This is a genomic window from Streptomyces sp. 8K308, from assembly GCF_004348315.1.
GTDB lineage: Bacteria > Actinomycetota > Actinomycetes > Streptomycetales > Streptomycetaceae > Streptomyces.
This window is the reverse complement of the sequence record NZ_SMKC01000114.1, coordinates 1-18,710: the sequence shown is the minus strand read 5'-3', so window position 1 is coordinate 18,710 and position 18,710 is coordinate 1. Positions and strand designations below refer to the sequence as shown.

15 protein-coding genes are annotated in these 18,710 nt (G+C 70.6%); 9 read left to right on the top strand and 6 right to left on the bottom strand.

Translation table 11 applies throughout. From position 1 onward, the window contains the following. Positions 1-42: 42 nt before the first annotated feature. Together fabI and fabG are read right to left on the bottom strand one after the other, a co-directional pair. Entirely contained in the window at positions 43-822 is a 780-nt protein-coding gene (gene fabI, locus E1265_RS17465) for an enoyl-ACP reductase FabI (protein ID WP_132931241.1), read from the bottom strand. Between the two features lies 1 nt (position 823). Continuing rightward, entirely contained in the window at positions 824-1,543 is a 720-nt protein-coding gene (gene fabG / locus E1265_RS17460; RefSeq protein ID WP_132931240.1) for a 3-oxoacyl-[acyl-carrier-protein] reductase, read from the bottom strand. Between the two features lie 267 nt (positions 1,544-1,810). Here fabG and E1265_RS17455 point away from each other — a divergent pair, with 267 nt between their 5' ends. Both E1265_RS17455 and E1265_RS17450 read left to right on the top strand, forming a co-directional pair. After that, positions 1,811-3,334, top strand: a complete 1,524-nt coding sequence (locus tag E1265_RS17455) for a TldD/PmbA family protein (protein WP_132931239.1) — start codon at positions 1,811-1,813, stop codon at positions 3,332-3,334. Further along, a complete protein-coding gene (locus E1265_RS17450; RefSeq protein ID WP_132931238.1) occupies positions 3,331-4,731 on the top strand; it encodes a metallopeptidase TldD-related protein in 1,401 nt (466 codons plus the stop codon). Before E1265_RS17455 ends, E1265_RS17450 begins: the two co-directional genes overlap by 4 nt. On the opposite strand, the gene mycP is transcribed toward E1265_RS17450, so the two are convergent. Further along, positions 4,715-6,004, bottom strand: a complete 1,290-nt coding sequence (gene mycP / locus E1265_RS17445) for a type VII secretion-associated serine protease mycosin (RefSeq protein WP_165953775.1) — start codon at positions 6,002-6,004, stop codon at positions 4,715-4,717. The two genes, E1265_RS17450 and mycP, sit on opposite strands and share 17 nt — an antisense overlap. 1,793 nt (positions 6,005-7,797) lie before the next feature. On the opposite strand from mycP, the gene E1265_RS40335 reads away from it, so the two are divergent. The 3 genes from E1265_RS40335 (at position 7,798) to E1265_RS17435 (ending at position 10,308) form a co-directional block, all read left to right on the top strand. Continuing rightward, positions 7,798-7,923: a hypothetical protein gene (locus E1265_RS40335; protein ID WP_279571440.1), complete on the top strand. Its 126-nt coding sequence runs from the start codon at positions 7,798-7,800 to the stop codon at positions 7,921-7,923. A 505-nt stretch (positions 7,924-8,428) separates the two neighbouring features. Further along, positions 8,429-9,751 carry an alpha/beta hydrolase gene (locus E1265_RS17440; RefSeq protein ID WP_132931236.1) on the top strand — a complete coding sequence of 441 codons (1,323 nt, stop codon included), beginning with the start codon at positions 8,429-8,431 and terminating at the stop codon, positions 9,749-9,751. A gap of 20 nt (positions 9,752-9,771) precedes the next feature. Continuing rightward, positions 9,772-10,308: a hypothetical protein gene (locus tag E1265_RS17435; protein WP_132931235.1), complete on the top strand. Its 537-nt coding sequence runs from the start codon at positions 9,772-9,774 to the stop codon at positions 10,306-10,308. A 173-nt stretch (positions 10,309-10,481) separates the two neighbouring features. Here the strand turns inward: E1265_RS17435 and E1265_RS17430 are convergent, their stop codons facing one another. After that, positions 10,482-12,314, bottom strand: coding sequence for an ABC transporter ATP-binding protein (locus E1265_RS17430; RefSeq protein WP_132931234.1), 1,833 nt, complete (start codon positions 12,312-12,314; stop codon positions 10,482-10,484). Continuing rightward, positions 12,311-14,083: an ABC transporter ATP-binding protein gene (locus E1265_RS17425; RefSeq protein WP_243740881.1), complete on the bottom strand. Its 1,773-nt coding sequence runs from the start codon at positions 14,081-14,083 to the stop codon at positions 12,311-12,313. Before E1265_RS17425 ends, E1265_RS17430 begins: the two co-directional genes overlap by 4 nt. A gap of 445 nt (positions 14,084-14,528) precedes the next feature. Between E1265_RS17425 and tyrS the strand changes: the two genes are divergently transcribed. The 3 genes from tyrS to E1265_RS17410 all read left to right on the top strand — a co-directional run bounded on the left by tyrS (position 14,529) and on the right by E1265_RS17410 (position 16,815). Further along, the gene (tyrS, locus tag E1265_RS17420; protein WP_132931232.1) at positions 14,529-15,941 is read left to right on the top strand and encodes a tyrosine--tRNA ligase; all 1,413 of its coding nucleotides are present in this window, start codon (positions 14,529-14,531) and stop codon (positions 15,939-15,941) included. 45 nt (positions 15,942-15,986) lie between these two features. Next, on the top strand, positions 15,987-16,331 hold the full coding sequence (locus E1265_RS17415) for a DUF3099 domain-containing protein (protein WP_132931231.1): 345 nt from the start codon (positions 15,987-15,989) through the stop codon (positions 16,329-16,331). Positions 16,332-16,563: 232 nt separating this feature from the next. Next, the gene (locus E1265_RS17410) at positions 16,564-16,815 is read left to right on the top strand and encodes a hypothetical protein (protein WP_132931230.1); all 252 of its coding nucleotides are present in this window, start codon (positions 16,564-16,566) and stop codon (positions 16,813-16,815) included. Here the strand turns inward: E1265_RS17410 and moaA are convergent. Further along, positions 16,798-17,790: a GTP 3',8-cyclase MoaA gene (gene moaA, locus E1265_RS17405; protein ID WP_132931229.1), complete on the bottom strand. Its 993-nt coding sequence runs from the start codon at positions 17,788-17,790 to the stop codon at positions 16,798-16,800. The genes E1265_RS17410 and moaA overlap by 18 nt on opposite strands. Before the next feature lie 189 nt (positions 17,791-17,979). Between moaA and E1265_RS17400 the strand changes: the two genes are divergently transcribed. Continuing rightward, on the top strand, positions 17,980-18,710 hold a 731-nt coding region (locus tag E1265_RS17400; protein WP_243740880.1), incomplete at its 3' end, for an exonuclease domain-containing protein.

The following is an 18,710-nucleotide window of genomic DNA, read 5'->3' as shown; positions in this document are numbered from 1 at the left end:
GGGTGGGGGGGGAGACGCCCGGCCGCCCCCAGCGGGAAGCGGCTACGCGCCCATCATGTGGACGCCGCCGTCCACATGGACGATCTCACCCGTCGTCTTCGGGAACCAGTCGGAGAGCAGCGCCACCACGCCCCGCGCCGCCGGCTCCGGGTCGGACAGGTCCCAGCCGATCGGCGCCCGGTTGTTCCACACGTCGGCCAACTCCTCGAAGCCCGGGATCGACTTCGCCGCCATCGACTTGATCGGCCCGGCCGAGACCAGGTTGACGCGGACGTTCTTCCCGCCCAGGTCACGCGCCAGGTACCGCGACGTCGCCTCGAGCGCCGCCTTCGAGACGCCCATCCAGTCGTACTTCGGCCAGGCCACCTGCGCGTCGAAGTCCATGCCGACGACCGAGCCGCCCCGCTGCTCGAGCAGCGGCAGCAGCGCCATGGTCAGCGACTTCAGCGAGTACGCGGACACCTCGACCGCCGTCGCGACCGACTCCCACTCTGTGTTGAGGAAGTTGCCGCCCAACGCGTCCTGCGGCGCGAAGGCGATGGAGTGCACCACGCCGTCCAGGCCGATGCCCTCACCCAGGTGCCCGGCGACCGCGTCGGCGAGGCCGGCCAGGTGGTCGCGGTTCTGCACGTCGAGTTCGATCACCGGCGCCGGCTTGGGGAGCCGCTTGGCGATCCGCTCCACCAGGCTCAGCCGCCCGAAGCCGGTGAGCACCACCTCGGCGCCCTCCTCCTGCGCCAGCTTCGCGGCGTGGAAGGCGATCGACGACTCGGTGAGAACACCGGTGACCAGCACTCGCTTGCCCGCGAGAAGTCCACTCATGTCAGTGACCCATGCCCAATCCGCCGTCAACCGGGATGACGGCTCCAGTGATGTACGCGGCGGTGTCCGAGGTCAGGAAGCGGACGACGCCGGCCACTTCCTCCGGCTGCGCGTAGCGCCCGAGCGGCACGTTGGCCATCACCTCGGCGCGCCGCTCCTCGCTCACCGCCCTCGCCATGTCGGTGTCCACCCAGCCGGGCGAGACGACGTTGCAGGTGATGCCACGGGAGCCGAGCTCGCGCGCCAGGGAGCGGGCGAAGCCAATCAGGCCAGCCTTGGAGGCGCCGTAGTTGGCCTGCCCGGCCGCGCCCATCAGGCCGACCACCGAGGAGATCAGCACGATCCGCCCCGACTTGGCGCGCAGCATGCCACGAGCGGCGCGCTTGGCGACCCGGAAGGTGCCCGTCAGGTTGGTGTCGAGGACGGCGGTGAAGTCCTCGTCGGACATCCGCAGCAGCAACTGGTCACGGGTGATGCCGGCGTTGGCGACCAGGACCTCGACCTTGCCGTGCTTCTCCTCGATCTCTTTGTATGCCTGCTCCACCTGTTCGGATTCGGTGATGTCGCACCTGACCGGCAGGCACCCGAGCTCGATGAGCTCCTGCGGGGGCTCCCCAGAGCGGTACGTGATGGCGACCTTGTCGCCGGCTTCGGCGAAGGCGTGGGCGATGGCCAGGCCAATCCCGCGATTGCCTCCGGTGACCAGTACCGAGCGGCTCAAGGGATCACCTCTTTCTCAGTCGTGTGCTCTGTACAAACCTAGTGCCCCACCCGGCGGGTTCGAGGAGCGGGCCACGACAGGCACCCGGCGACCTCGCTGTGGGATGTCTACAGCCGTTCTCGGCCCGGCACCACGCCTGACCACGGGCTACACCCCCTGGGCACCGGGCCCGTCACCAGGCATGATCGGTGCCGGGGGCGACACCCCCTCCACACCGGGCGCGGCGGCGGCACGTGGCGGCCGGTGAGCCGACGAACAGGAGAGATCGTGCCAAGATCCATCGACGAATCCTTCCTCGCGCTCCCCCTGCGCCAGTTGGCCGACGCGGCACTGGCCAGGGCGCGGGCGCTGGGGGCCGAGCACGCCGACTTCCGATTCGAGCGGGTGCGCAGCGCCAACTGGCTGCTGCGGAACGGCAGGCCCGCCGGTTCCGAGGACACCATCGACACCGGGTACGCGGTGCGCGTGGTGCACGGCGGGAGTTGGGGCTTCGCGTCCGGGGTCGACCTGACGATGGACGGCGCCGCCCGGGTCGCCGCGCAGGCGGTGGAGATGGCCAAGCTCTCCGCCAAGATCATCGCGGCGGCCGGCTCGGATGAGCGCGTCGAGCTCGCGCCCGAGCCCTCGCACGGCGAGCGGACATGGGTCTCGTCCTACGAGATCAACCCCTTCGACATCCCGGACGCTGAGAAGACCGGGCTGCTCGCCGAGTGGAGCGAGCGGCTGCTGGCCGGCGACGGCGTGACGCACGTGGACGCCCGGCTGTGGGCCGTTCAGGAGAACAAGTTCTACGCGGACACCGCCGGCACCGTCACCACCCAGCAGCGGGTTCGGGTGCTGCCCGAGCTGACCGCGACCTCGGTTGACGCGGGTAGCGGCCGGTTCGACACCATGCGGACGCTGGCCCCGCCGGCCGGCCGCGGCTGGGAGTACCTGACCGGCACCGGCTGGGACTGGGACGCCGAACTCGCCGAGATCCCCAGCCTGTTGGCCGAGAAGATGGCCGCGCCCTCGGTCGAGCCCGGCGCGTACGACCTGGTCATCGACCCGTCCAACCTGTTCCTGACCATCCACGAGTCGATCGGCCACGCCACCGAGCTCGACCGGGCGTTGGGCTACGAGGCGGCCTTCGCGGGCACCTCGTTCGCCACCTTCGACAAGCTGGGCACGTTGACGTACGGCTCGCCGATCATGAACGTGACGGGCGACCGCACCGTCGAGCACGGCCTGGCCACCACAGGCTACGACGACGACGGCGTGCAGACCCAGTCCTGGGACATCGTGAAGGACGGCACGCTCGTCGGCTACCAGATGGACCGCAGGATTGCCAGGCTGAAGGGGTTCGAGCGGTCCAACGGCTGCGCGTTCGCCGACTCCCCCTCGCACGTGCCGCTCCAGCGGATGGCCAACGTCTCGCTCCAGCCGGCGCCCGAGGGGCCCGACACGGCCGGGCTCATCTCCGGCGTCGAGCGCGGCATCTACGTCGTCGGCGACGGCTCCTGGTCGATCGACATGCAGCGCTACAACTTCCAGTTCACCGGACAGCGTTTCTACCGGATCGAGAACGGCCGCCTCGCTGGCCAGTTGCGGGACGTCGCCTACCAGGCCACCACCACCGACTTCTGGGGCGCGATGGAGGCCGTCGGCGGCCCCCAGACGTATGTGCTCGGCGGCACGTTCATGTGCGGCAAGGCCCAGCCGGGCCAGGCCGCGGCCGTCTCGCACGGCTGCCCGTCCGCGCTCTTCCGACAGATCAACATCCTCAACACCACCCAGGAGTCCGGCCGATGAGCACCAGCAGACCGCACGAGATCGTCGAGCGCGCCCTCGAGCTCTCGCGGGCGGACGGCACGGTGGTGATCGCCGACGAGGTGTCGTCGGCCAACCTCCGTTGGGCCGGCAACGCGTTGACCACCAACGGCGTGACGCGCGGCCGACGGCTGACCGTCATCGCCACGATCGACGGCGCGCAGGGCACCTCCGCCGGCGTGGTCTCCCGCACCGCCGTCACCGACGACGAGTTGGAGCCGTTGGTGCGGGCCGCCGAGGAGGCCGCCCGCCAGTCGCCCTCGGCCGAGGACGCGCAGCCGCTGGTCACCGGTGTGCCCGCAGCGCCCGGCTTCACCGAGCCGCCGGCCGAGACCTCCCCCGAGGTGTTCGCCGCCTTCGCGCCGGCGCTCGGCGAGACGTTCGCGCGGGCCGCCGCCGAGGGCCGCCGGCTCTTCGGCTTCGCCCAACACGAGGTCGTCTCCACGTATCTGGGCACCTCGACCGGTCTTCGGCTGCGCCACGACCAGCCGGCCGGCCACGCCGAACTCAACGCCAAGTCCGCCGACGGCTCCCGCTCGTCCTTCGTCACAGTGCCCACCCACGACTTCACCGACGTGGACCCCGCGGCCCTCGACGCCGGCCTCACCCGCCGCCTGGCCTGGGCCGAGCGCCGCGTCGAGCTGCCGGCCGGCCGTTACGAGACGCTGCTGCCGCCGAGTTCGGTGGCCGACCTGCTGATCTACCAGCACTGGATGTCGGACGCGCGCGACGCGCACGAGGGCCGCACGGTCTTCAGCAAGGCCGGCGGCGGCACGCGCGTCGGCGAGCGGCTCGCCCAGCTGCCGGTCACCCTCTACAGCGACCCGACGGCCCCGGGCCTCACGACCGCCCCCTTCGCCATCGCCCACTCCTCGGGCGGCGGCTTCTCCCCCGCGACCTCCGTCTTCGACAACGGCCTGCCGGTGGCCCGCGCCGACTGGCTGCGGGACGGCGTCCTCAACCAGCTCCCCACCAGCCGCTTCACCGCCGGCCTCACCGACCTGCCGGTGGCGCCGCTGGTCGACAACCTGCTGCTCGACGCGGGCGGCACCGGCTCGATCGACGACCTGGTCGCCTCGACCGAGCGGGCCCTGCTGGTCACCTCGCTGTGGTACATCCGCACCGTCGACCCCAAGACGCTGCTCCTGACCGGCCTGACCCGGGACGGCGTCTACCTCGTCGAGAACGGCGAGGTGACGGGCGTGGTGACAAACTTCCGCTTCAACGAGTCCCCCGTCGACCTGCTGGCTCGCGCCACGGCGGCCGGCTCGACGGAGGTGTGCCGGTCACGCGAGTGGGGCGAGTACTTCCCCCGCACGGCGATGCCGGCGCTGCGGATCCCGGAGTTCAACATGAGCTCCGTCAGCCCCGGCGTCTGACACCCTCTTCCGGCGGCGGCGCGGTCCCGGCATACACCGTCCCCAACCGCTGCCGCCGCCGGCTCCGCCACACGGCCCACCCGACGACGCCCACGACCACGACGGCCAGGCCGCCACCGGCGGCGACGAGCCAGCCACCACCGTCCTCGTCTTCGACGGCCACGGCCGGCCCCTCCTCGGCCTCCCGGGGCGGGACCTCGGGCTCCTCGACCTCCGGCTCCGGCGACACGGGCGGGGTGAGCGACGCCTCATACTCCTCGAACAACGGGTTCACGTCCGGCTCTCCCGGATCGCCCTCCCCATCCACGATCACGCGGGCCGGGTCGATCATCCCGTACCCCACGTACTCGTCCCGCTGACCATTACTGTCGGCGGTCTCGATCATGGCGCGCAGCACCTGGTTCTTCGTCCAGTCCGGATGCGCCGACCAGATGAGGGCCGCGGAGGCGGAGGCGAGGGCGGTGGCGTGGCTCGTACCTCGCCCAAGGCACATCTCGGCACTTCCGATCACACACCGCTGGGACAAGTCGGTGCCCGGCGCGGCGAGCACCACCTGCGGGCCGGCGGACGAGTACGCGGCGCGCCCGCCATCCGGATCAACCGCCGCGACCGCCACCACCCCCTCACGAGTGGCGGGAAGTCCAATAGGGCCTCCCTCCTCACCATCGTTACCGGCACCCGCAAAGATCAGCACGTCCTGCCGCGCGGCCTCCGCAAGCGCCTCGTCCAAGACCTCGATCTCAATCCCCAACTCCGACTTACTCATGGATATGTTGATAATCTGGGCACCTGCCTCGACCGCGTAGGCGATGGCCTCGCCCAACCGCTCCTCGATGCCGAAGTCGAACTCGTCAGATAGCGTCCCCTCGATCCCCTCCTGAACTCGGATGGGGAGGATGGTGGCCTCCGGTGCGAGGCCGCGAGTGCCGCCCTCGGCGCCGGCGATGAGCGATGCCATGGTCGTACCGTGGCCATTGGCATCGACGTGAGCCCCCACGGGGTCGGGGCTAAGGTCAGTGCCTTCCAGGACTCGCCCTCGCAGCTCGGGAACCGAGTCATCGACTCCGCTGTCGATGACCGCGACGGTGATGCCCGCGCCCTGGGTGTGCTGCCAGATCTCCTCGGCTCGTAGGGCGTCCAGGTGCCAGGTGCCTGTCTCATCGTCGGCCAGCGCCTGCGGGACCATGCCCCCCTGAAAGCACAGGCTCGTGGCAAGCGCCCCGACACACAGCCACCGAAGCCGTCGCAGCGAGGAACGGTTGGTCTGCGACATCTGTTCAACCGTCCTTGCCCTGTGCATCGCCACGCCTGCCGTCCGACTCCTTCCGACGCCTTCGCCTCGACCGAGGCGAGCGGCCACCATTGCCCGGCCCATCGCGGCCAGGCGGCGGCACCAGCGGACCACTCGGCTCTCCCGGGCGCTTCATGACGGGAACACCACCAGGACCATGAACCAACCCAGTGGTCGGATCCCGATAAGCGAACGAGGTTCCTGCCCCCACTGCCGAGCTCGGCGGAAGGCCACGCCCAGCGCTTTGAGGGGGCCGAGGCGTACCGCCGATGATCCGCCCCCGGCCGGCGGGGTTCCCCCACGGACCCGCACCGCCGTACAGGGGCGGACGGCCAGCAACCGGTCCCTGCCCACCGCCACCTCCGCCTGAACGCCCTGCCGCATACCCCTCCGATGCAGGCGTCAGAGGGGGCCGAGGCGTTCCCCCCTGCCCCGGTCCACCGCCTCCGACAGGCGACCGCCCCGAGGGGGCGGGCTGCGGCGCTTGTGGCGGCGTGCCGAAGAGCCCGGGTCGCTGAAGCGGCCCCATCGTCGAGGGTGGTGGCACCCGGTCAGGCGTGACGGTGCCACCCCCCACTGGCCGGCTCTCTCCAGGGGCCGGCGCAGGCTCAGCCGCAGGGAGCGACCGCTCCACGGCTGGCCCCATCGAGTCCAGCGAAGTACCGATGTCGCTCTCAGTTACAGCTGGTGAGGGCGGAACCACACCCGCCGGCCGATCGTAGACGACAGAGCTCTCACGCAGTACTGGCGCCGTCGAGGGGCCACCCGTACCGCTCCCTTCCCATGGGACCGACGTCGTCTCGCCGCTGGAGGCCCGCCCCACCGACGCCTCCGGCCGCGCGGGCCCATAGGTTCCCTCGGATACCCCGGGCCGATTCCCCTCCTCGATTCTGGAGAACCCCTCTATGGGCCGGAACTGTGGCTCCTGGGCCGCCGCCATGTCGTCGGCCGCCGCCCGGTAGCTGCCCGACAGCCGCTCCAACACCCGGATGGCTTCCTGCCGCTCCATCTCCTCAGCAAGCGTCGGCAACGCCTCGTCGGTCAGCGGTACCGGCCGCTCCGCGACCGGCGGCATCGCGGCCCGTGCCTCGATCAGCGCCTGGCCGGCGTCCTGCATCGCGTTGCCCACCGTCCGCGCGTAGTCGGCCAGCACCACCGACTCCTGCACCAGATGCCGACCCCAGGCACGGAACGCCTCAGCACCCTCGCCCTGCCACTCCACCTTGCTCATGCGGACGAAGATCTCTTTGTCGGCACCGTTCAGCGCCGTCGCCATCGCGAGCAGCACGTCCGCCCGCGTGGTCAGCTGCTCAGGATCCGCCCCCGCCAACAGCCGTGCCAGCTGCTCGTGCGTGTAGCCCTCGAAGTCCGCCACGCCACCGCCCCCTCCACACCCTCAGGCACAAGCCCACCCAGCTTAGTTAATCCCCAACTACACCAGGCAACCGCGTGTCACACCTGAGTATTCGTACTCAGGCGACACCACCACCGCTGCTGCTACCGTCATCGTCGGTTCAGCTCTGGGAGGGGGAGGAACATCCGTTGGGCCCCAGTGAGACCGGCGCCGATCTCCGCGTCGATCCGGCGCTGCTGCGCGAGCTCGCCGTCCAAGCCACCACACTCGTCGACCGGCTGGACACCACCTGCGCACCCTCCGTGCCGAAGCCGACGACCCGCTGCGCGCGCTTGACGGACTCGCCTCCGCCACCGCGCTGCGGCGGGTGCGGGACAGCTGGGCAGAACGGCTAACGGCGGTACAGCGACGTTGCGACGGCTTGGCGGCCGGCCTCACCAGCGCCGCCGCCGACTTCGACGCCACGGAGGAGGACGCCCGGCAGTCCATGGAACGCGCCACCCAGCTCCCCGACTGGACCCAGCCCCAGCAGGAGGGGGCCCGCTGATCACCCTCCCGCTGCTACGCGACCTCCACCTCGCACGGCTACCGGTCCAGGCCAGCCACTGGGGTCTCGCCAGCCGCACGGCCCGCGACGCCTGGGAGCTGGTCGACCGCCAGATGCTGGCGGCCGTCCGCGCCAATGCCCAAGAGGGCGAGGCAGCCACCGCGGTCGTCACCAACTCACCCAGCTCGCCGACAACTTCGAATACACCCGCGTCGAGTGCGGCCTGGTCGAAACGGCGCTCAACGGGCTCACCCAGGAGCTCGGCGAGGCACAGCGCCGCCTCCGCGCCATCCTGGACGAGGCCGCCGAGTACGGCTACCAGGTCGGCGACGACGGTAGCGTCACCTATCCGGCGGTCGAACGTGACACCGGCACCGCCTCCGGCGGCACAGCAACCGCCACCACACTCGCGCACCCGTCCCTGGACGCCTACGCCAACCCGCATCAGGCGGAGGCGCAACGCCTCGCCAGCCGGATCGCCGACATCCTGGCGGAAGCCAACGCGGTGGACGCGGAGTACGCCCGAACGCTGGCCGAACTGGAGACCACTGACCGCTTGAACGTCACCCGTGCGATGTGGGCCGACGCCGCCGTCGACACGGCGGCCGTCACCGGGGCGATGGACGATGTGCTGGACGACTCCCGCATCCCGGACGGCCAGACGCCGACCGAGAACCGCGACTGGTGGGCCGGGCTCGAACCACGCGAACGCGACGCCCTGCTCGCGCTCTTCCCGGAACACATCGGCGCCTTGGACGGCCTCCCGGCCGGCATCCGCGACACGGCGAACCGCGGCCTGCTGGAAATGGAATACGCGCGGATCAGCGACGAGCTGGCCCAGCACCTGGCGAGTGAGCCGACGCAGGTCGATGCCACAGGCGTTCACCGCAGAGGCGTGCTGGCGGATGGCGAGATCCGCTCCCCCGAGTGGCCCGCGTGGAACGCGGAGCGAGAACGACTGGAAGCCGTGTTGGGCGGCATGCGAAGCATCCAGAACCGTTTCGACCAGACCGGGATCGACGGACTTCCCGAGGCCTACCTGCTCGGCTTCGGCACCGAAGCAGACGGCCGCGCCATCATCGCCAACGGCAACCCGGACACGGCGCAGCACACAGCGGTCTACGTCCCGGGCACCAGCGCCGACCTGCCCGGAATCGAGGGCGACATCGCTCGGATGACGGACCTCTGGCGGGCAACCGACGAACGGGCGCAGGGAGCGGACGTCTCCACCATCACCTGGCTCGGCTACGACGCGCCCGACACGATCGTCCCCGACGCGGCGTCACGTAGCTACGCCGACGAGGCCGCGCCAGCGCTCAACTCCTTCGTGGACGGTCTTCACGCCGCACGTCAGGACGGCGACGCGGGCCACACCACACTGGTGGGCCACAGTTATGGCAGCACCGTCATCGGGGCAGCGGCTCTCGAACGCCCGCTCAGAGTGGATGAAGTCATTGTGGCGGGCAGCCCCGGCATGCTGGTGGAGCGGGCAGAGGAACTGGGCGTAGGAAGCGACCACGTCTGGTCCATGGCCGCCGGTGTCCTCCATGACCCGGTTCCGCTGGCCGCGCTCATCCACGGTTGGGACCCCGTCGACATCCACTTCAGCCAATCGGGCGTTCCCAGCGCGACTATCGATCTCAGCCCGAGCGCACCATCGATGGAGAGCTTCGGCGCGAACATCATGGCAACTGACTCCGATGATCACAGCGGTTACTGGGATGTCGAGGAGGATAATGGAAAAGATTCGACCAGTTTGAAGAACCAAGCCTGGGTAGTTCTCGGTCGATATGATCAGGTCGAGCTGGCTGCGGGAGAGGCGAAGTGAAAAGCTCACGAACCACCAGGGTGGCGAGCATCGTGGCGCTGTTCCTAGGCCTACTCATTGGAGGTTGCTCCGACGTGCCGGATCGGTCGAACAGTGACAGCGAACCGAGTGACGAGACCACGGTGAAGCCGGTCGATGACGCTCGCGCGGAGGCACGCCGGCTATCCAGCGACATGCTCGACTTCACTGGGATCCAGGCGCAGGTGTCCGAGCCTGGACCTGGTGTGTCAGTCTGCGCGGAGGATCCCGAGAGGGAGCGTCTGTACAAGATCCGTCACGCATGGTCCGTCTATGGAGTGCCATCGGCCGATCTGGAACAAGGTATGGACAGGCTTCGTGGCGCACTCCTTGAGCATGGATGGGTGATCGTTGAGGAAGGTGAACTGAACAATGCCGCGAGAACCCCGCGAATTCTCTTCGAGAACACGAGCCTTGCGTACGCGGTGAATGTCGAGCTCGTCGCAGGCACAGAAGATTACGAGCCCATGCTTACGGTCGATCTCGTCTCAGCCTGCTTCAGCACCCCGGAAGGCGAAAGCCCACGCGGCGAGTTCTGACGCCCTCGGCTACGGCCGCCGGGCCCACCGGACTCGCGCCAGGCCCCGAGCGGACAGCGGCACGGAGCGGAGATGGCGCGGTCAGAGGCGTTGCCGTGGTGGACGCGTTGGTGGCCAACTCGGCGACCAGCAGAGCGATCGGGTCTGACCCGTCCCGGGTAGGGACGGGTCGTTCACCTCAGGCTGTCCTGCCACGCGGTGTGCAGGTCCGCGAACCTCCCTCGCCGTTCGATGAGTTCGCTGGGCGTGCCGTCTTCGACGATGCGCCCGTCGGCCATCACCAGCACCCGGTCGGCGATGCGGACCGTGGAGAGGCGGTGTGCGATGACCAGGGCTGTGCGGCCTTCCAGCACCGTGCTCATGGCGTGTTGGACGAGCCTCTCGCCGGGGATGTCGAGCGAGGACGTGGCCTCGTCGAGGATCACCACGGTCGGATCGGCGAGGAGGGCACGGGCGAGTGCCACCAGTTGCCGTTGCCCGGCGGAGATGAGGGTGCCGCGGGTGCGGACGTCCGTGTCGTAGCCGTCCGGCAGCGCGCTGATGAAGTCGTGCGCGCCGATCGCCCTGGCCACCCGCTCGATGTCCTGCCGGTCGGCTGCGGGGCGCCCGACGGCGATGTTCTCGGCGATGGTGCCGGAGAAGACGAAGGCGTCTTGCGTCACCATCACCACGTCGCGCCGCAGCTCGGCCGTGGCCAGGTGCCGCAGGTCCACGCCGTCGAGGAGGACGCGGCCGTGCGAGGGGTCGTGGAATCGGGCCAGCAGCTTGGCCAGCGTTGATTTGCCGGCGCCGGTCGCTCCGACGACGGCCACGGTCTGCCCGGCGGTGAGGGAGAGGTCGAAGCGGGGCAGGACGTCGCCGCCGGTGCGGTACCTGAAGGACACGTTCTCGAAGACGACCTGACGGCCGCGGCGGCCGGGGGTGTTCGCCGGTAGCTGTCGGGGGGCGCCGGGTTCGGGGACGGAGGGCCGCTGGGCCAGGAGGGCTGCGATCTCTTCCAGGGAGGCGGCCGCTGACTGGTAGGTGTCCAGGACGCCTCCCAGTTTGAGTGGGTCGTCGTACAGCCGGCGCAGGTAGAGGACCGCGGCGGTGAAGACGCCGAGTTCCAGGCTGTGGGAGGCGACTCGCTGGGCGCCCCACATGACGAGGAGGGCGATGCCGGCGTTGGCGACGAGTCGGGACGATGTCACGTACCGGCCCATCTCCAGGGCGGCGTCACCGTTGAGGTGCGCGTGGTGGCGGTTGATCCGCCGGAACGACTCGTCGTTGGGCCCTTCCAGCCGGAAGGTCCGCACCGCGCGGATGGTGTGGAAGGTCTCGGTGAACTTCCTGGTGACCGCGGCCATCGCGCTTGACCGTGCGCGGTAGACGCGCGTGGCGCGGCGGCGGAAGGTCCGGACGGTCAGGTACAGCGGCGCTCCCACGGCCACCGCAGCCAGGCCCAGTTGCCAGTCGAGGTACAGCAGGAGGCCGGTGATGTAGACCGTTGTCAGCGCGGCGCTGACGATGTCCTCCAGACCCCTGGTGAGCAGGGCGCGGAGTGCTCCGACGTCGCTGGTGGCTCGTGAGGTGAGCCGGCCGGAGGTGTACCGCTCGTGGAAGTCGACGCTCAGGGCCTGGGAGTGGCGGAAAACGCGCCCGAGGAGGTCGAGGATCACGTCCTGGCCCACGCGTGCCGAGAGGCGGACGTAGCCGTACTGCAACGCCCCTGCGCCCGCCACGACCAGCAGGTAGCCCAGGCAGACGGCCAGGATCGGGCCGCGATCGTTCTCCCGCAGGGCCGGGACCGCCTGGTCGATCGTGTACGCGATGAGCAGCGGGCTCAGCTGCGAGATCCCCCGCTGCAGGATCAGCACGAGGCAGGTCACCGCGATGCGGCGTCGGTGTGGGCGCAGCAGGGACCCCAGCAGTGCCCGTGAGGCGCCCGCGGGTGCGGGGAGGACGTCGTGGGCGAAGGGATCCGTGGCAGCCCGAGCCGCCCGAGGGCTCGTTGCCGAGGGGGTCATGATGTCCTCCCACTCTGCTCGCGGTGGCCCGTCGGCGTCGTCAGGGGCCGGGGTGCGGACATGAGCCGGGCGTATTCGGCGTTCGTCTTCAGCAGCTCATGGTGCGTGCCGACGGCGGTGATCCGGCCCTGTGAGAGCAGGGCGACCCGGTCGGCGAGGAGCACGGTCGAGGGGCGGTGGGCGACGATGAGTGCCGTCGTCGTGCCGAGCACCTCACGCAGCGCCGCCTCGACCGCGGCCTCGGTGTGGATGTCCAGGGCCGACAGGGGATCGTCCAGGACGAGCAGGCGTGGCCGGCCGACGACGGCGCGGGCCAGGGCGAGTCGTTGGCGCTGACCGCCGGAGAGGGTCAGCCCCTGCTCGCCCACCATCGTGCCCGGCCCGTCGGGAAGGAGGCGGACGAAGCTGTCGGCCTGCGCCACCCGGAGGGCCCGCGCGGCATCCGCCTCGGTGACGGTCTCCGCGCCCATGGCCACGTTCTCGGCGATCGTCGCGGAGAAGAGCGCCGGGTCCTCGAAGGCGACGGCGACGCGGCCGCGCAGTTCGGCTCGCGGCATGTCGGCGATGTCCTGGCCGTCGATGGTGATCCGTCCTCCGGTCGGCTCGTACAGCCGCGGCACCAGGCTGGTGAGAGTCGTCTTGCCACTGCCGGTCGCCCCGACCAGGGCCAGGGTCTCTCCGGGAGCGATGTGCAGGTCGACGCCGCGCAGGATGGCAGGAGCGTCGGGCGGAGCGTCGGGGTAACGGAACTCCACCTTCTCGAAGGCGAGTTGAGCAGGTCCCGGTTCGGTCGTCGGCCGCCGGGTGTGGGTGGGCTCGGGTTCGGGCAGCCCGGGTAGGGCCATGGCGTCGAGGTAGCGGTCGGCGGCGGTCGCCGCCTCGTGGCTCAGGGCGAGCAACGAGCCCGTCGACTCCACCACCGGCCGCAGGACCAGGGCCGTCGCCAGGAACGCCAGCAAGGTGCCCGGCGACAGCGTCCCGTCGGCCACCTGATGGGCCCCCACCACAAGCGTCGCCCCGACCGCGATCTCCGGCAGCGCCACGAACAGGGCTGACACGCCGGCCAGCAGGCGAGCCTTGTGAAGCTCGGCGCCGCGGACCCGGCGGGCCAGGTCCCAGAACGCGTGCGCCTGGCTCTCGTGCCGGCCGAAGCCCTTGATGACGCGGATGCCCATGACGGATTCCTCGATGACCGTCGTCAGATTGCCGCCGTGGTCCTGGGCCTGGCGCGAGGCGCGGGCGTAACGGGCCTCGAAGAGCGAGCTCGCCACCATCAGCGGCACGGCCGGTGCCAGCAACAGCAGTCCCAGGGTCCACCGCTGGGACAGCAGGACGAGGCAGCCGACGAGGATCGTCGTGGCGTTGACCACGAGAAACGTCAGGGGGAGCGCCAGGAAGGCGTGAATCACGCCGAGATCTGAGGTGGCGCGGGAGAGGAATTGGCCTGACGACCACCGGTCGTGGAAGGAGATCGGCAGCCGTTGCAGGTGGTGGTACAGCGCCTCCCGCATCGACGCCTCGACCTCGGCCAGTGGCCGCGCGACCAACCGGCGCCGCACACCGAAGATGGCCGCCTCGGCGACCCCCAGCAGCAACAGCGCCAGACCGCCCCACCACACACCGGACGGATCACCGCCTGTCAGTGGGCCGTCCGCCATCCACTTCAGCACCAGCGGCATGCTGAGCCCGAGGCACGAGGCGGTGGTCGCCAGCAGGGAGGCGAAGAGCAGGCGCAGGCGTACGAGCCGCACGTACGGCCACAGACGCACGAGGGAACGCGGGGTGGAGCGTTCACCGATATCGGATCCCGGACTCACTGTGCCAGCACGCGACGCGACGGTTTCGCGATTTGCGGCTGGGTCCTTCTGCTTTTCGGCACACTCGGCGAATGTCTCGTCACGCATGGCAACGATCTCCTTGAACAGGACGCGCCTGCCGAACGCGAGGGGAAGAGGAATCAGCCGACAGGCGGAAGGAAGTGGGTGATCACAGAGGGCGCGAGAAGGTGCGCCCGACACGTGCCGCGTTCATCGGCGACACCTCCGTCCACTTCGCTGGTCGTTCAGCCCTGTCGCTGAGCGCTGAGAGCATACCTCCGTGACGGTCGCGGTGTGCCCTCCGCAGGGGCTCGACAACTGATCGGTCCGGCGGAGGGCGGGCTCGTAGGATGGGCTCGACCGACCATCCGACATCGACGACCGTCAGGACCGAAACGTGACACGCCTCGGCGATTCCGTGCAGCGCGCTTCCGCGCTGTTCGCGCAGGATCTCTCCTCCGACTCCACCGTTGCGCGGCTGCTGGAGGAGACCCGGTCGCGGCGGTATCTGGACCTGTCGGACCTGTCGCCCGAGGAGCAGGCGGGGCTGATCGCGTCGCGGGCGGTGGACGTGCTGCCGGGCGTGGAGAAGCTCGCGGCGCGCATCGCCGAGAACCGGGCGGCGGGGCGGGGGCTGCGGGTCAAGCTGGGGATCGACCCGACCGCGGCGGACGTGCACCTGGGGCACACCGTGCCGATGATCGTGCTGAGCCGCTTCCAGCGGATGGGGCACGAGGTGACGTTGATCATCGGCGACATCACGGCCAAGATCGGCGACCCGACCGGCCGGTCCGACGAGCGGCCGCCGCTGAGTGACGAGGACATCGCGCGGAACCTGGCGGGGTACCGGGACCAGGTGCGGCCGTTCTTCGACTTCGAGCGGGTGCGGTTCCGGCACAACAGCGAGTGGCTGGCGGGGATCACGCTGCCGAAACTGATCGGGGTGCTGTCGCACGTCTCGGCCTCGGCGCTGCTGCAGCGGGAGGACTTCCGCAACCGCCTGGAGGGCGGGCACGGTCTTTCGATGTCGGAGTTGATCTACCCGGTGGCGATGGCGATCGACTCGGCCGAGATCGACGCGGAGATCGAGCTCGGCGGCGTCGACCAGCTGCTGAACATGCAGATGGGGCGGCGGGTGATGGAGATCTACGGACTCGAGCCGCAGATGATCGCCACCATGCCGTTGATCGAGGGCACGGACGGCTCCGGGGCCAAGATGTCCAAGTCCAAGGGGAACTACATCGGACTGCGGTCCACGCCGGACGACGTCTTCGGCAAGATCATGTCGATCCCCGACCGGCTGATGGAGCCCTACCTGCGGGCCTGGACGGAGTGGACGGACGAGGAGCTGGCCCTGGTCAGGGGTCGGCTGGCGGACGGGACGCTGCACCCGATGGACCTCAAGCGGGTGCTGGCCGGAGAGGTGGTCGCGGTCCTGCACGGGGTCGAGGCAGCCATGGCCGCCAGGGCCGGGTTCGCCGCGCAGTTCTCGAAGAAGAGCTTCACCGAGGTGGCGGCGCTGCCGGAGCTGGTGCTCGCGGAGCACGGCGGCGAGGTCGTGACGGCGGTGCTGACCGGGGTGCTGGGGTTCACGCCGAGCGCCTCCGCGGCCCGGCGGCTGGCCAAGCAGAACGGGCTGCGGCTCGTGCTCGAGTTCGCCGGTGGGCGGCAGGACGCGGGCGTGCTGGCGGAGGCGGACGCGCTGCGGCCGCTGGGCGAGGTGGTGAGCGAGCGGCTCGCGGCTCTTGAGGAGAAGCCCGAGGGCGTCTACCTGAAGGCCGGCCGCAGGCTTGCCCGGGTCCTGGGGTAACGGCGGCGCGGGCGAGGCGTAGCGTAGGACGCGGCGGTGATCAGCATGCGTTTGCGTAGCGGTAAGAGCGGTGGCGGCACGGGCCCCGAGGTGTTTCGGATCACAGGGGCCCGGCGTGGCCTGCACGAGGACGTGCTCGCGCGGCAGCGGCGCTATGTCATCTCGATGCTGGTGCGCACGGTGGCGGTGCTGCTGACGGTGGTGCTGTGGAACGTGAACCGGCCGCTCGCGGTGGTCGCGCTGGTGCTGGGCGCCGTGCTGCCGTACGTGGCGGTCGTGGTGGCCAACGCCGGCCGGGAGAACGCGCCTTCGTTGCCCTCCACCTTCATCACCAGGGACACTCCGCCATCGCTGCCGCCCGGCGCGGGGGACGTACACAAACGGAGCTGATCATTCCGCACGCTTCGCCCCGCGCCCGTCCGGACCGGCCGAAGAAATCCTCAGATCATTGGGCCGTTCGGCTGCAGCGATCGGGGCATTGCATGTCATACTTCAAGAGCGCTCCGTATCCCCCGTCGGAGCGACGGACCGACGCCGGGCGGCTCCCCCCGTGGCTGCCCGGCGTCGCCTTCTTTTGTGTCCGGTTCGCTGGAGCTTCCCGTGAGGTTTGTGGGGGAGATGAATGGATCCCGTGATGTTCGACCAGGCCCCCGAGACCGTCGTCTGCTCGGCGAAGGGCTGCCGCGAGGCCGCCGTGTGGGTACTGGCCTGGAACAATCCGAAGCTGCACCAGCCCGAGCGCCGCAAGACCTGGGTGGCCTGTGACGGTCACCGCGAGCACCTGTCCACGTTCCTCTCGGTGCGGGGGTTCCTCAAGGACGTGGTGCCGCTGGCCGAGTGGGAGGCGCGGCGGGCCTCAGCCGCCGATCGCTGACATCGGGCGGGCCGGCTGCACGAAGGCCGCCGGGTCGTCCAGGCCGGAGCCGGCCTTCTTGCCCCACATGGCCGCCCGCCAGCGCGCGGCCAGCTCGGCGTCGTCGGCGCCGGCGCGCAGCGCCCCGCGCAGGTCGGACTCCTCCCTGGCGAAAAGGCAGTTGCGGACCTGACCGTCGGCGGTGAGCCGGGTGCGGTCGCAGGCGCGGCAGAAGGGGCGGGTGACCGAGGCGATGACGCCCACCCGGTGCGGGCCGCCGTCCACCAGCCAGCGCTCGGCGGGTGCTGAGCCGCGCTCCTCGCCGCCTTCCGGGGTCAGCGTGAAGCGGGTGCGCAGCGCCTCCAGGACGTCACCAGCCGTCACCATCCGGGCGCGCTGCCAGCCGTGTTGGGCGTCGAGCGGCATCTGCTCGATGAACCTCAGCTCGAAGCCCTCCTCGATGGCCCAGGCCAGCAGTTCGGGTGCCTCCTGTTCGTTGAGCCCGGGCATCAGCACCGCGTTGATCTTGATGGGGCCGAGCCCGGCTGCCCTGGCGGCGGCGAGGCCACGGAGCACGTCCCCGTGCCGCCGGCGGCGGGTGAGTCGCTGGAAGACCTCGGGGTCGAGGGTGTCGAGCGAGACGTTGACCCGGTTGAGGCCGGCGGCGCGCAGCGCCTCGGCCGTGCGCTCCAGGCCTATGCCGTTGGTGGTGAGGGCGAGGGAGGGGCGCGGCCGCAGCGCGGCGCACCGCTCGACGATGGAGACGAGCCCGGGCCGCAACAGCGGCTCGCCGCCGGTGAAGCGGACCTCGGTGACGCCGAGCTCGGTCACGGCGATCGTGACCAGCCGGACGATCTCGTCGTCGGTGAGCAACTCCGGCTTGGCGAGCCAGGAAAGGCCCTCCTCCGGCATGCAGTAGGTGCAGCGCAGGTTGCATCGGTCGGTGAGGGATACCCGCAGGTCGGTGGCGATCCGGCCATAGGTGTCTAGCAGCATGCGCGAGCCTCCGCCGTGTTGAAGCACGTTGTGGAGCAGATGTCTCGCAGCGTACGACACCCCTCTGACACGCCCCGCGGGCTCGGTCCCGGGCCGGCGCGCGACGGGCGCGGGAGGGGCGCGCGACGGTGCCTCAACTCCCCTCCGGGGCACGGGCGCTGTCGGTGCCGGCCCGTATCCTCAATGACCATGCTCGAAGACCACCACGCACCCGCGGCCCGCGTTCCCCTCCAGCAGTCCGCCGTCCGGCCGTGGCCCACGGGGTACCCGGCCGGATTCGCCGTGGTGGACGTGGAGACCACGGGGCTCGCCAGGGACGATCGCATAGTGTCGGCCGCCGTCTACCGGCTCACCGCCCAGGGTGACGTCGAGGACCACTGGTACACGCCGGTCAACCCGATGCGCGATCCGGGCCCCACCTGGATCCACGGGTTGACGGCCGAGGTGTTGGCGGACGCGCCGCTCTTTCCCGACATCGCGGGGGAGTTCGCGGAGCGCCTGGCCGGCCGGGTGCTCGTGGCGCACAACGCGGTCTTCGACTGGACGATGATCGCCAGGGAGTACGCCAGGGCCGGCCGCACCGCGCCCGTGGAGCAGCGTCTCTGCACCATCGCGCTGTCCAAGGCGCTCGCGCTGCCGCTCGCCAACCACAAGCTGGAGACGCTGGTGGCGTACTTCGGGGTCGAGCAGCGCCGCGCGCACCACGCCCTGGACGACGCCCGGGTGCTGGCCGAGGCGTTCCGGCCGAGCCTGCACCGGGCCGCCCGGCAGGGGCTGCGGCTGCCGCTGCTGGCCTGCCGGCCGATCACCGAGTGGTCGGACGCGGGGGGCGGCGCGGCGGGGCGGGGCGCGCCGCGGTCGGCCGGAAGCTGGCGTGGCGGCTGGCGGCAGACCAAGCGGCGGCCCCCGTGCCCCTACCC

Excerpts from the sequence above, each read along its gene's own strand:
- E1265_RS17430 (WP_132931234.1), bottom strand. The coding sequence starts at position 12,314 with ATGACCCCCTCGGCAACGAGCCCTCGGGCGGCTCGGGCTGCCACGGAT.
- mycP (WP_165953775.1), bottom strand. The coding sequence starts at position 6,004 with ATGTCGCAGACCAACCGTTCCTCGCTGCGACGGCTTCGGTGGCTGTGT.
- E1265_RS17450 (WP_132931238.1), top strand. The coding sequence starts at position 3,331 with ATGAGCACCAGCAGACCGCACGAGATCGTCGAGCGCGCCCTCGAGCTC.
- E1265_RS17410 (WP_132931230.1), top strand. The coding sequence starts at position 16,564 with ATGGATCCCGTGATGTTCGACCAGGCCCCCGAGACCGTCGTCTGCTCG.
- fabI (WP_132931241.1), bottom strand. The coding sequence starts at position 822 with ATGAGTGGACTTCTCGCGGGCAAGCGAGTGCTGGTCACCGGTGTTCTC.
- E1265_RS17415 (WP_132931231.1), top strand. The coding sequence starts at position 15,987 with ATGCGTTTGCGTAGCGGTAAGAGCGGTGGCGGCACGGGCCCCGAGGTG.
- moaA (WP_132931229.1), bottom strand. The coding sequence starts at position 17,790 with ATGCTGCTAGACACCTATGGCCGGATCGCCACCGACCTGCGGGTATCC.